Below are 13,973 nucleotides of genomic sequence, written 5' to 3' on the forward strand. Positions count from 1 at the left end.
AAAGTGGGGCAATTTTGATAATATTTCCAGATGGCTGTTGGTTGGCAATTTGCTACTAAAGATCTCGTTTATTGATTAGATAATACATGCCCCAAATAAAAACAAAAATATACCCAATGCTCAAAGGTATTGAAATATGATCCGGCACAAGGGCCATGGCTCCACCGGCAGTCTTGAACTGTTCTGGCATCATTCTGTAAAAGGGTAGGGGGGTGAGATCTTCAAAAACATTCATGGGGAAATAAATGTGCGCAGACTTGTGTATGTATTTTTGTACCAGGACCCATCTGATGAAGGGCTCCAACATCATGATGTAAATCATGTAGGTGAAAAGTGCCAACCCTGAACGTCGCAGTAAAAATCCCAACAGCAAACCAAAAACTCCGTATGAAATATTCATCAGGAAAAATTTCAGGATGATCAGTGGCTGATCAAATGCGAAATCCAGTTTGGTGTGTGGTTCATGGATGTAACCGCAGGCAAGTACGCATAGGATATAATACAGAGTAGCACCCACACACATCATGAGTATGAAGAGCAATTTTGCTGACACGAACTGATTGCGTTGGAGACCGTTGATGATGGATTGTCGCAGTGTTTTGAAACTGTATTCTGAAGTTACGGTATACACTGCAAAAAAACCAAACATAAAGAATGCAAGCCAGGATCCTGCATAGGCAAAGAAATCCCAGTTGGTTGGAAACTCAAAGAAGATAAAATTTCCCGGCAATACAGGCGGCATAGGGTTTACACTTTTGCCGATCATCATGGTGCCTGGCAACATTACAAGATAGCTGAAACAAATCAGGATGAAAACGGTATTCTTACGATTTTTTAACCATTCCAGTTTTAAGAGATATCCCATATTATAGTTGCTTTAATTTTCTTTTGAAAGACATTTGAATTTTAGCTGTTGTGCTCTTTTACAATTTCCAGAAATTCATCTTCCAGCCTGGTCTTTTTAATGTTCAGGCTGCTGAGTAAAATTCCCTGTTCAAAAGCGTATTTATTAATCATGGAAGTTTTGATGTCCTGTTCACAACTCAGTATTAAATTCTGTCCGGCTATTTCCGCAGATTTTATTCCGGGCATGTGCAGCAGGATGGATTGCGCTTTTTCAAGGTCGTCACAGGAAATTTCAATGATCAAATTGGTATCCATCACAGAGCCAACAGTTCCCTGAGCCAGTAATTGTCCTTTGTTGAGTATGATGACATCAGAACAAATTTTTTCTACCTCATCCAAAATATGACTGGCCATAAAAATGGTTTTACCGGTCCTACTTATTTTAATGAGGATGTCACGGATCTCCGCGATGCCCTGTGGGTCAAGACCATTGGTGGGTTCATCAAAAATGACCACTTCCGGATCTCCCAACAGTGCCGCAGCAATGGCAAGACGTTGTCTCATTCCAAAGGAGTACGTCTTGAAGGGAGAATTTCTTCGTTCGTAAAGATTCACGAGTTTCAAGGCAGATGTATAATCAGGACTTTCAATTTGTTTGATGTGGGCAACTATTTCAAGATTGTCCATTGCATCCAGGTAGGGAAAAAAATTGGGCGTTTCCAGCGTGGCACCAATATGTTTTCGGTATTGCTGTCCATATTTATTTTTAAACCAATTGAATTGCCCCTGATCTGATTCTATGATGTCCAGTACAATTCCCAGGGTGGTAGATTTTCCGCTTCCATTGGGTCCCAGCAAACCATAAACCTTACCCGGTTTGATTTCGATGTCAAGACCTTTTAAGGCTTTTATCTTCCCATAAGATTTGGAAAGGTTTTGAATGGAGAGTAAACTGTCCTGCATTATTTTATTTTTAAGTTTTTTTCTTCCGAAATACCGGCTTTGTTAATTTTAATTTTGTACAGGCCTTTTGGAAGATAATTTTTTTTGTCATCGGTTTCTGGGAATCGGTATTCTTTGTTTTCTTTTTTATATTCTTTTAAGAAGTTGGCAATTGAAGAAGATTCTATATGACCATCCAACTGTAGTTGATTTATTCCCCTGGTCAACATCCATTTTTTCTTATTGAGCGTAATATTTTGGAACATTATTTTTACTTCCGCCTCTCCTGATGATTTGGAATACACACTAAGGGGGATTTGAAGACTGTCTGCAGGAGTATACACATTTTTCTTTTTTCCCCAATCGTTGTTAAATTTTATTTCATCAGGTTCAAACAGCATAATTTCTTTCTGCAAATTGCTGTCAGATAATTGTTGCAGAACACTTACATCTGCAATAAATACAGAACGCCCATGTGTACCTATGATCAACTCTTTCGCTTTTGGATGAACTTTCAGATCATGAATGGGAACAAATGGAAGTTGCTCACTCAATAATGAAAAATTAATTCCATTGTCCAATGAATAATAAACACCATGATCACTGCCTGCGTAGAGTAAGTTCGGATGCTCGGGGTCTTCGCAAACTACATTCAATGGTTCAGCAGGAAGATTCATTCCAATTCGCTTCCAATTTGCACCATAATTTTCAGATACATACAACATGGATTCGAAATCATCCCGGCGATAATTGTTGAGACAGAGATAAACTTTTTGTTTGACATGTGTGGAGGCAAGAATTTTGGACACGTATTTATCCTGTGGTATTCCTTCATTTATTTTATTCCAATTATCTCCCCCATCTTTGCTTACATAAACTTCACCATCGTCACTGCCGGTATAGAGTAAGCCAAATTTTAATTTTGACTCAGAGATGGTGGTAATGGTCCCGAACGGCACATCACCTTGGGTGTTTCCTTTGGTGAGATCAGGTGAAATGATTTCAAATTTTCTGCCTTGATTCATAGATCGGTGCAAAAAATTTGAACCCATGTACAGTATGTCGCTGTTGTGCGAAGACAAAAGTATAGGCGTCTGCCAATTCCACCGATAGGGCCTTTCACCCAGTTTGTGTTTAGGCGTAATTCTGCTGGTTGTGCCAAAATTTTTATCAATTCTGAAATAATTGCCAAATTGAAAACCCGTGTAAATTATTTTGCTGTCGGTCGGGTCTACTTCAGTTTGCATGCCGTCACCACCCAGCAAAACTTCATGAGGATATTTGCCATAAAGTTGCCAGCCATTGGAAATTTTATTTCCGGAAGGACCTTTCCAAACCCCATTGTCTTGGGCACCTCCATAGACATGATAATCTTCTTCGAGGTCATAATTTATGGAATAAAATTGTCCCACCGGAGGATGCGTGCATCGTAGCCAATTGTTTCCACCGTCATAAGTAATGTTGATGCCACCGTCATTTCCATTGATCATGTGAAAAGGATTTGCGGGATTTATCCAGAGCGCATGGTGGTCCACATGCTGATTGTCATTCTCAATCGAATGAAAAGTTTTTCCACCATCCGCAGAACTGATCAATGGATAACCCAACAAAATAACATGTTGCGGATTTTTTGGGTTGAGCCTGACCTGACCAAAATAATATCCGTAGGTAAAATAAATTCCATCCAAAAATCCTTCATGCGTTTTATGCCAAGTTTTTCCGGCATCTGTAGAAGCATAAAGTTCACCGCCTTTTATGGGGGTATCAAATAAACGTGAATTTCCGTCTTCAAGATACTCGGCAAGATGAGCAGGAAGTATTTTGTCCTGGCGAATTAATTTTTTTACAGAAGCAGCTGTATAGTCAGCATCAAAATTTTTATCCCGAAGAAAAATTTCAAGTGAATCATCTTTAATTTTAAGAAATTCTTCTTTGGTCATTTTTTTAAAAACATCCTTGTGCAATCCGATTTTTTTTTCGGAATCTGCAGGTCTTCGTTCATGATTGTCCAGCAAAGCATAAATAATTTGTTGGGTACCTGCATGATAAATGCTGAGTCCAATCCTACCCACAAAAGCTCCATGTGGAAAACCGGAGGAAGAATCAGTAAGTAATTTCCAATGCAAGCCGTAATCATTGGTTTTGTAGATTCCTGATCCCTGGCCGGACTCATTCAAATTCCAGGCTCTTCTGGTGCGTGTCCAGCTGGAAGCATACAAAATGGAAGGATCAAGAGGATCCATTACCAGGTCAATGATGCCGGTACTGTCGTTTATGAAAAGGTTTCTCTTCCAGGTTCTCCCAGCATCGGAACTTGTATACAAACCCCGATCAGGATTTTCGGAATACAGATGTCCAAGTGCTGCAACATAAACCCTGTTTGTATCGCCGGGGTCAAGTATGATTTTTCCAATGTGTTGTGTTTCTTCCAGACCAAGGTGAATCCAGGTTTTACCCAAATCATAAGATTTATAAATGCCGCAGCCTGCATACGAGGAACGACTGGAGTTGTTCTCTCCGGTGCCCAGATAAATGATTTTTCTTGGCCAGTCAATAGCGAGGTCTCCAATGGTCATCACAGCCTCATGATCAAAGAGCGGACTAAAGCTTGCTCCATTGTTGTTGGTGTGCCAAAGGCCTCCCGAGGCAAATGCCACATAAAATTCCTCAGGGCGATCAGGATTGGCTTCAATGTCTACCACTCTACCTCCGAATACTGTGGGCCCGATGTTGCGGATAGGAATTTGATGGGAAAGAGAGGTCGCAGATATTTTTTGACGTTGCTGCAAGGCTTGCAGTCGGGATGGGGGATTTGAATCCTGTGCATTCACTATAGAAATGAAAGCCATGAGAATCAACACTTGCAGACATTTTTTTGCCATGAAATTGAAAGTAATAAGCATGTTGGGGCGAATTTAAAGGCAGAAAAGAAGAGAAAATTATTTTTTCGACAAGGTATCAAAAAGCCTCTATTAAACCCACAATTGTCATGAGAGTTCGTAGTGAGAGGCAAAAGAGCAACAAAGCTATTTTGGTTTTTAATAGAATTCCAATGACAATTTTGGGTAAAAGCGATTTTTTACCTGAGGGATCTAAACCTGTCCGCACCATATTCCAGTTGATTGCTGTAGTCCAGACTGCCCAGTCTGAAACTAAGCTTCACATTGGTTTGGGTAAAAAAGCGGTGTTCAAGTCTGCAGAAGAAGGGCATCGATTTTTTTTGAAGCAGGCAACTGACAGAAAGGCATGATAAAGTAAAAGTGTCTTGTGAATGCGTGAAAGAAGGAAGTACAAATTTGGAAGAAAACGGAAGTAGTGAGGGGTTTTGTATTTGAGCTTTTAAGGTTCCTCCAAGATGTATGAGACAACAAACGATGGCAGGAACTAACATTGCTTTCATTGTCCGGAATTGTTGCACATCCAATTCACCAGACTTCCACCTAGGAAAAGCCAGGCAAGCCCTTTCAAAAGAAAAAACAGGAAACCCACCAGCCCAAATCTTTTTAGCATCGATTTGTATTTGTCATTCATGGATAAACAATTGTCGATAACTAATGAATATCACTGCTTTTTGTTCAAGTCAATTTGAAATTTCAATCAAATTAAGTTTGTATGACGCCCACATTATATTTTTCGACCGGAGCATGATCTGCCGCTTCAATACCCATAGAAATCCATTCCCGTGTCTTTCTTGGATCAATGATGGCGTCTACCCATAGCCGGGCTGCTGCATAATAGGCAGTCGTTTGTTTTTCGTAGCTTTTGCTGGTCGTTTCAAAAAGTCTTTTTTCTTCCTCTGCATCCGGTGGATGTCCCTTGCTCTTTAAGGCGGAAACCTGTATTTGTGTAAGGACTTTTGCAGCCTGGGCACCACCCATGACAGCGATTTTAGCACTTGGCCATGCCACAATCAGCCTTGGGTCGTAGGCTTTGCCGCACATGGCGTAGTTACCCGCTCCGTAGGAGTTTCCAATGACTATGGTGAATTTAGGCACCGTGCTGTTGGCGACCGCATTGACCATTTTTGCTCCATCTTTAATTATGCCTCCATGCTCAGATCGGGTGCCGACCATAAAACCTGTTACATCCTGCACAAACACCAGGGGAATTCTCTTTTGATTACAATTCATCACAAATCTTGCGGCCTTGTCAGCTGAATCTGAATAAATGACACCGCCCATTTGCATTTCTCCCTTGCCTGACTTAAAAACCTGACGGTCGTTTGCCACGATGCCCACTGCCCAGCCATTGATTCTTGCGTATGCGCAAATGATCGTCTTGCCGTAATGTTCCTTGTATTCAGTAAGTTCGGAACCATCTACGATGCATTCCAGTATTTTGCGCATGTCGTATGGCTTCAGGCCACCTACAGGATAATGGCCCAGGATTTCCATGGGATCCTTTACAGGAGGAGTAGCCTCTTTACGGTCAAATCCGGTTCTTGGAAAATGACCCATCTTGTCAACCAGTTTTTTGATGGTATCCAGACATTCAACGTCATCTTTCATTTTGTAATCAGTTACGCCGGATATCTCGTTGTGTGTTTTAGCACCACCGAGTGTTTCGTTGTCGGTTTCTTCACCAATGGCAGCTTTTACCAGATAGGGTCCTGCCAGAAAGATCGACCCTGTGTTTTCAACGATCAGGCATTCATCAGACATAATTGGTAAATAGGCGCCACCCGCTACACAGCTTCCCATCACCGCGGCAATTTGAGGAATTCCGCGACTGGAGATGATGGCGTTGTTTCTAAAAATCCGGCCGAAATGTTCTTTGTCGGGAAATATTTCATCCTGCATGGGTAGATAGACACCGGCACTGTCCACCAGGTATATGAGCGGTAAACGGTTTTCCATGGCTATCTCCTGGGCACGCAGATTCTTTTTGCCGGTGATCGGGAACCATGCGCCTGCTTTTACGGAGGCATCGTTGGCGATAATTACGCACAATCTTTTCTGTACATAACCGAGTACTACGACCACGCCACCAGCAGGGCATCCGCCATGCTCTTCATACATTTCATATCCTGTAAAGGCACCTATCTCCAGGACCTCAGTTTCTTTATCTACCAGGTATGCAATTCGTTCCCGTGCCGTCATTTTTCCCTGGGCACGCTGTGCCTCCAGTTTTTTCACCCCCCCTCCCAAATAAATTTTCTCCAGATCTTTGTTCATTCTGGAGATGTTCAGCTTCATTTCGTCTTCGTTGATATAGAAATTTGGATCCATGTTTACTGTTATTTGAGGGCTTTTAAGGGAAAATTAATACCGGGGACAAAGGTATTAAATAAGGGTGTATATTTTTTGGGATCGATTTCTTCGTGGAATATGAAAATCGATTGGGCATTTTTTATAAAAAATTCATCGATTTTTTAATAAACATGCACTGCAAGAGAATTACACAATAAAATTTTATATTTTATTCAGTGAAGAGGGATCTTCATAATTTTCAATTAAAAAATAGAAAGTAGTGTGCTAGATTTTAAAAGAAATGTTGGATTATTTTTTTTTGTCAAACAGCAAAAAACGGCCGCCGAATCCAATTTGAAGGAGGTCGATCCAGGTTGATGCAGAACGATTACCAAGACTATAATAGCCAATATCTAAACCAAATTTATTCCGATTGCCTACCAAAAAACCGGTATTGAATCCAAGATAATTAATTCCATACCCTGAGCCTACATAGGAACTGAATTGGTAAATGTATCTTGGGCTTAAATACAAGGCAATTTTTTCTGAAGGGTGATACGAAAAATATGCAGGCACCTGAACATTCCACAACGCAAGAAATCCTATGGAACCTACTTCTCCACCTACTGACAAAGCAATTGGCGAATCCTTGCCTCCATAAAATTGGTATTTTACACCTGCGCTTATGTTGGCAGAAGTATTAAACCTAAAATTAATGTCAAGATCTTCCAAAACCCCGTATCTCCCACCTACTTCAACGTTTGGCCAAAAGATATTTTCAAGATCATCCCAATTCCCATTGTCTGTGTTTGCAAGTTTTGGACTTCTGGAAAAATTGATGGAACTGCTGAGCTCTATCTTTTCTTTGCCAAGGGTTCTTCCATCCTGAAAACCAGTTACGGAGGCACAATTAGTCCACAGAATTAGGATACTGATGAATCCAAGCAGGTGCATTTGAAATTTTGTCATGTCTTAAAGTATTGTGTTATCGAATTTCTTGATCCCAGAGAATAAAGTTTAGCTAAGGTTTAAAGGGTCTCCCATGTTTTAAATAATTAAAACACATTCAAGAGATATACAAAAGTATAAATTTAAAAATTACCGAGCGTGAGTTGGTCCTATTGGAAGTGACTTTTCACTTTAATTCTTTCAAACTTATTTATCGAAAAGGATGGAAAGTAAATTTTAATTTAAAACTGTTTATTCTTTATAAAAACTATACGGGTAGCGACCTTTATAATTTTGATAAAAACCATCGAAGCTCACTTTATCTGAAGCGCTGTTGATTAAGTCCACCAGGTCATCCACGGACTGAATTTTTTTACCATTTACAGTGGTGATGATATAGCTTGGTGCCATGTTGGTCCCGAAAATGATTCCATCTCTGTAAATGTTGAGCACTTTGACTCCGTCTGTTTTTAATTCGCTAATTTCTGCTTCACTCAGATCCCTCACTTCAAAACCTAGTTTTACCAATACAGGATCTCTGCGAGTGGCAATAAGTTCTGTGGAATTGATTTGATTTTTAAGTATGGCTTTTGCAGTAAACATGGCTTTATTTCTCCAAAAAGACAAGGATACTTCAGCACCCGGCCGGAATCTGCCTATAATTTCCTGTAATTCAGAAACAGTGGCAACTTTATAACCATTGACTTCCAAAATAATGTCCTCCGGTCTAAGACCAGCCTCTTCTGCAGCACCTGACTTTGTAGTGTTTGAAATAAAAATACCCGCCACACGGTCCAATCCGTATTGTTTGGCTTTGGCATTGTCCACATTTTCAATGGTTACTCCCAGGAGTCCTCTTTGTACCACACCAAATTCCTGTAAGTCACCGATGACTTTTCTCACCAGGTTGGAAGGGATGGAAAAAGAATAACCTTCATACCTTCCGGTATAGGTCATGATGGCCGTATTGATGCCGATGAGCTCACCGGCAGTATTGACCAAAGCACCACCAGAATTACCCGGATTTACAGCGGCATCTGTTTGAATAAATGACTCTATGCGGTATTGTTGGTTGTTCAGAATGTTGATATTTCTTGCTTTCGCAGAGACGATGCCCGCAGTAACGGTAGATTGCAATTTAAAAGGGTTGCCGACCGCCAGAACCCATTCTCCAATGGCGGTTGAATCTGAATTACCAAACAATAAATAAGGTAAGCCTGAATCCTCTATTTTAATCAAGGCGATGTCAGTGGTGGGATCGGTTCCAATCACAGTCGCTTCATATTCCCGGTTGTCGTTTAATAGTACCTGAATTTTTTCGGCATGTTCTACTACGTGATTGTTGGTCACAATGTAGCCATCCGGGGAAATGATTACCCCGGAACCGGTGGCCAGACCTTTATTGGTGATGCTCATCCGGTCTCCATCTTCCTGAATGCTTTCAATAAATACAACTGCAGGGGTACTGACCTTTGCAGCAGTGATGAAGTCAGTCGGCACACTGGACAGCAAATTGCTGTGAAGACGATCTGATTTGATCAATTTTTCCAATTGACTCTGGTTAACTCTCTGAGATTTCCATTCCTTGAGCAGGACATCGTCTTTTCGGTGGTACATCAAATGATGAGCTCCCAAAGTAAGAAAGGCGGTAACCAGTGCGGTGCAAAGAACTAAAATTATTACTTGTCTGATCATAAACTTGTTACATATAAAACAAAACCAAGATATGTTTAAGCAATAATCATGCCCGATTTATTCCACATTCCTGGTTTTAGAACATATAACGCAAAAAATATAAATTTGGTTACCGGATAAGATTTAAGGTTGACTTAAGACTTACTTCTCTCATCGATCCACATAAATCTAATCTACCCGAGAACACCACTATATAAGTTTCGACCGGAGCCTGATCGCCTTTGTAAGTGCCGTCCCAACTTTCCTGAGGGTCAGCAGATTCAAACACAATATGTCCCCAGCGATTGAATATTTTTAAAGAATATCCATCCATTTCAAATTCCGTTTTTGGATCAAAAACCGGACGGAATTTGTCATTTTCATTGTCTCCATTTGGCGTAAACACATTGGGCAACTGAACCTTTTTTTCTGCCAAACTTTCATCCTGATTAATGTCGTAACGTATTAGAATAGAGTCACAACCATTTTTATTGATGATCAATACGGAATAAACATCCGGAGCGTCAATGGTTATGACCGGTTGATCGCTGATTTTAGTGCTTCCGCGCCGCCACTCATACGAGGCCTGGTCAGGAGGAAATTTATTGGCAATCAGCGTATCTCTGATGTCTATGGTGGTATCCTTACAAATCAAAAATTCTTCCATTCCGTTATTCAAAAAAGTCGGCAATCCTTGCAGTTCTGGGACTCCCACCACAGTGTCCAGGAAGCAATTGTACCTGTCATAAATTCTGATCATATAAGGAGCAGGAGGAAGGGGGCTAAAATAAGAAGTCGTATCTCTTGCACTTCCTTCGATGCTGAAGGTAACCGGTTTATCTCCCTGTTTGATAAAAACTCTGATACTGCCTGTAGGGTCAGACGGACAGGATGCTTTTACTTCAATTTTATCCACTACAATCGTGGTGTATGGTTTAACGATGACCATTCCACTGGTAAAGCAACCATTTTTTTGATAGGTCAGGTAACGATATTCGCCCTCGAAAAGAAAACTGACGGAACGTCCCAAATCAGGCGATGGAACTCTACGGTTAAATACATCCGCCCAAACGATTGAATCAAAAGGACTGAAATCGTTGACAGAGAAGTTGTAAATTCTATTGTTGCAACTGAAATAAGCGGTATCCGGTGCATTGATGTTGTAACGCATAGTATCAATGCTAATGACCAATGTGTCAGATGTATTGCATTCAGGATTTGGTGTGGTGATAAATCCATTATAAATGCCGGGCGCTCTGATGATCTGCCTCACATTTCGTTCATTGCCGGCATTGATATTGGGCCCGGTCCATACAAATGAGTAGGCGGTTTTCATATTGGTAAGTTGGGCGGTAATGTCCAAAGTATCTTTTCTGCAATTGAGCGTTCTATCAGGACCTAAAAAAGGCACAGGTTTCACAAACAATTTATTTACCAATACGGAATCTTCTGCCACGCAGCCAGTCCGTAGATCCTTTACTTTAAGAATGTAAACCCCATCAATGGAGACAGTTGGTTTTTTATTATTTTCATTGGATGCATTGATACCCGGACCTCGCCAGGTGAAACTGGAAACAGAATCAGCCAAGGCGTAACTGCCGTCTAGCGTAACGGTCGTAAAATCACAGGTAATGTTTTTATTCAATCCAGCATTGACCAACGGGCGACCACCATTGTTAAAAACTTCAATGGAATCAAACGCTTCACAATTGTACAATGTATCACGTATCAAAACATAATACTTGCCTTCCAAATCAGTAGTGATGGATTTTTTATTTCTGTTATCGTTGTTTACTCCGGGACCTGACCAGAAATATTTTAGATTTTTTCCCGTGGATTTGCCTGCATCAATCAACACCGTGTCATGCTCGCAATCCAGATCTGAAGATTTAATTAAACTTAATTTTGGTAAACTGTCCGGAAGACTGATTATGACCTCATCGGTATCCTGACAATGAGATACATTATTGGTAACAATGATTTGATATTTACCCGGGAGCTTCACAAATGGAAATCTCGAATTCTTCATTAAAGAATCAATTCCTGGTCCGGTCCATACTAGATCTATAACACTGCCAACAGAAGTAGTTTTTCCCCCTAATGTGAGACCCAAGGAATCACAAGGAATCACTCGGTCCAATCCGGCATCTGCCACCGGATATAATATGTTTTGTGTTACAATTACAGTATCAAGAGTGAAGCAATCGTTGAGTATGTTGGTAATTTTAATTACATAAGTTCCGGGTAAATCAACGAATGGGTTAATCTGAAATTTTTTCAAAGGAGTGATGCTTGGCCCGGACCATTCAAAATTATACCCCACACCGGTCTGGGAGGAATCGCCCATTAATTGAACCATGGTATTAAGGCAATTCAGAATCATATCATTTCCGGCTTTTGCAATAGGTAGGATACGATCATCGAACACTTCCATGGTGTCACGGCCTACACAACCACTCAGAGAATCAAAAACAGTAAAAATGTACATGCCCGGGAAAGAAATTACCGGATTTAAACTGGTCTTGTTTAGAAATGTAATGCCAGGCCCTTCCCAATAAAAACCTCGTTTGTCACCCACATCTGGTCTTGCAGGATCAAGAGTGATGCTGTTCATACTACAAGTGAGTTTTTGATCCAATCCTAAACGAGGATCCGGAGCATTGAATACTTGGATGTTTAAAAAGGTATCGGTTCGGCAGCCTTCCGGGGAAACAATGGTAGCGGTGTATTTCTTGGTAACATTCGGACAAACGATCAAATCTCTTGCAGTATCCTGTTGATTCCAAATAACCAAATAAGTAGAGTCAACGGTTAGTTTTAGTTCAGTGCATTCGCCTCTGCAAAGTACATTTCTTGCGGCAGAGATGGTGAAAGAGGGTGCAGGGATTTCTCTCAGGTTGAGCGTGTCGGAGGCGAAACAATTAAATGAATCACTGACTGTCAATATAGCCGGACCGGATCTCTGATAACTCGTGGCATGTTCTGTTATACCATTGTTCCATTGATAGGTTTTATATCCAAGACCTCCGTCCAGATCCGTGATGTCTCCCTGACAGAAATAATCTTTTCCCTGAATTTTTACTTTTAAAGTAGGCGCAAAGACCATTTTTATTTCCGGGCAGGAAAAGGTTGGGACCACCGGGAGGATGATATCTCCGGAATAGGTTGTTGTACCGTTACAAGCACAATTGTCTTCGCTAATTTCCCGGTATACGTAAACATCTACTGTATCATATGTCCATTCTTCTCTCCACTGCACGATCATTCTTTCCCGTGTCTGCAAATCAATTGGATCCCCATTTCCATTGACACTCAATAATTCAAATGAAATTTTATCAGTTCCGTAATATTTGGCATCTGGCGTAATGTTCAGGTAAAATTCATTTTGATTCAGCGTGATCAGATTTGAATTACCCAATCTGATAAAATTATTTCCATTTTTAAAATACCAATTTCCACCATTGTGTACAGGAATCAAGGTCCTGATGGTATCAATGGTAAAAGTGTCTTTGCACAAACTATTGTCAACAAAACATTTTTCTAATTTGCATTTCTGATTCATGTCATCAATTAAAGCCTGAGTAATCAAACTTAAAAAAGCGTTGAATCTGTTGCTGGTAACTTTACCATTGGCATCCAATGTTAGGAAAGCTTGTTGATTGGTGGACCAATTCAGTTTAGAAGTATCTCTGGTGATTTTAACATCCTGACTGACCGACTGTATGGTACAATTACTTGAATCAATACCTCCGAGTGTTTGTCTTACTTCAAATAATTCACATCTTCCGGTCATGTTAATTTTCCAGATCGGAGAAGGTGCAATTAATCCATTGAGGGTACGTATGTTTCCGCATGAATCGTCCGGACTTGGATGGCAACTCATGTTTGGGTATTGAAGGCTGATATTGTATTCTACTTCTTGTAATTTGAAAGATCGGTTTTCAAAATTTAAGGAAACCGTATCAGTTGAAATGCATGGTGGAAAATCTACGTGATACACAAATTGGTAGGTTCCACAACCTGTAACGGTAACTCTTGAGGTGCCGGGAAAGATGCTGTCCATTTTGACAAGCTGCCCATCTTTATTGCAAATTGCCGTCCAATATCCTCCTGCAGGAGCCCCAAATAGATCATAAGTATATCCACAAACGGTGCTGTCTTTACCTGCATCTGCACAAATCTGAGCTTGAACAGAAAATTGTATCAAACCAAAAAGAAGAAAAATAAAAATTGTTGACTTCATAAGAGTTTTAAGACTTTGAGATGCAATAAGTACCATTAATAATATGCCAAATCGTTCCGGTATTCCGAAAATGAATACATGAATTTAGCTGACCCATTCAATATCAATACATTATAAAATTTGATTATACG

8 protein-coding genes are annotated in these 13,973 nt (G+C 40.4%); all 8 read right to left on the bottom strand.

Annotated elements, in window-relative coordinates; all coding sequences use genetic code 11:
• Window positions 1-55: 55 nt before the first annotated feature.
• Window positions 56-865: an ABC transporter permease gene (locus IPJ53_06965; GenBank protein ID MBK7798833.1), complete on the bottom strand. Its 810-nt coding sequence runs from the start codon at window positions 863-865 to the stop codon at window positions 56-58.
• Between the two features lie 41 nt (window positions 866-906).
• Window positions 907-1,809 (bottom strand): ABC transporter ATP-binding protein, encoded by a 903-nt coding sequence (locus IPJ53_06970; protein MBK7798834.1) that lies wholly within the window; start codon window positions 1,807-1,809, stop codon window positions 907-909.
• The gene (locus IPJ53_06975; protein ID MBK7798835.1) at window positions 1,809-4,691 is read right to left on the bottom strand and encodes a glycosyl hydrolase; all 2,883 of its coding nucleotides are present in this window, start codon (window positions 4,689-4,691) and stop codon (window positions 1,809-1,811) included. Before IPJ53_06975 ends, IPJ53_06970 begins: the two co-directional genes overlap by 1 nt.
• Window positions 4,692-4,867: 176 nt before the next feature.
• Window positions 4,868-5,188, bottom strand: coding sequence for a hypothetical protein (locus IPJ53_06980; protein MBK7798836.1), 321 nt, complete (start codon window positions 5,186-5,188; stop codon window positions 4,868-4,870).
• Between the two features lie 202 nt (window positions 5,189-5,390).
• A complete protein-coding gene (locus IPJ53_06985; protein MBK7798837.1) occupies window positions 5,391-7,016 on the bottom strand; it encodes an acyl-CoA carboxylase subunit beta in 1,626 nt (541 codons plus the stop codon).
• 270 nt (window positions 7,017-7,286) lie between these two features.
• Window positions 7,287-7,946, bottom strand: a complete 660-nt coding sequence (locus tag IPJ53_06990; protein MBK7798838.1) for a hypothetical protein — start codon at window positions 7,944-7,946, stop codon at window positions 7,287-7,289.
• 231 nt (window positions 7,947-8,177) lie between these two features.
• Window positions 8,178-9,620 carry a trypsin-like peptidase domain-containing protein gene (locus tag IPJ53_06995; protein MBK7798839.1) on the bottom strand — a complete coding sequence of 481 codons (1,443 nt, stop codon included), beginning with the start codon at window positions 9,618-9,620 and terminating at the stop codon, window positions 8,178-8,180.
• A 109-nt stretch (window positions 9,621-9,729) separates the two neighbouring features.
• On the bottom strand, window positions 9,730-13,842 hold the full coding sequence (locus tag IPJ53_07000) for a gliding motility-associated C-terminal domain-containing protein (protein ID MBK7798840.1): 4,113 nt from the start codon (window positions 13,840-13,842) through the stop codon (window positions 9,730-9,732).
• Window positions 13,843-13,973: the final 131 nt, after the last annotated feature.

The sequence above is a fragment of the Candidatus Vicinibacter affinis genome, from assembly GCA_016714365.1.
Taxonomy (GTDB): domain Bacteria; phylum Bacteroidota; class Bacteroidia; order Chitinophagales; family Saprospiraceae; genus Vicinibacter; species Vicinibacter affinis.

Bases quoted from the DNA above. Each gene is read 5' to 3' on its own strand.
- IPJ53_06965 (MBK7798833.1), bottom strand. From the start codon at position 865: ATGGGATATCTCTTAAAACTGGAATGGTTAAAAAATCGTAAGAATACC.
- IPJ53_06970 (MBK7798834.1), bottom strand. From the start codon at position 1,809: ATGCAGGACAGTTTACTCTCCATTCAAAACCTTTCCAAATCTTATGGG.
- IPJ53_06975 (MBK7798835.1), bottom strand. From the start codon at position 4,691: ATGCTTATTACTTTCAATTTCATGGCAAAAAAATGTCTGCAAGTGTTG.
- IPJ53_06980 (MBK7798836.1), bottom strand. From the start codon at position 5,188: ATGAAAGCAATGTTAGTTCCTGCCATCGTTTGTTGTCTCATACATCTT.
- IPJ53_06985 (MBK7798837.1), bottom strand. From the start codon at position 7,016: ATGGATCCAAATTTCTATATCAACGAAGACGAAATGAAGCTGAACATC.
- IPJ53_06990 (MBK7798838.1), bottom strand. From the start codon at position 7,946: ATGACAAAATTTCAAATGCACCTGCTTGGATTCATCAGTATCCTAATT.
- IPJ53_06995 (MBK7798839.1), bottom strand. From the start codon at position 9,620: ATGATCAGACAAGTAATAATTTTAGTTCTTTGCACCGCACTGGTTACC.
- IPJ53_07000 (MBK7798840.1), bottom strand. From the start codon at position 13,842: ATGAAGTCAACAATTTTTATTTTTCTTCTTTTTGGTTTGATACAATTT.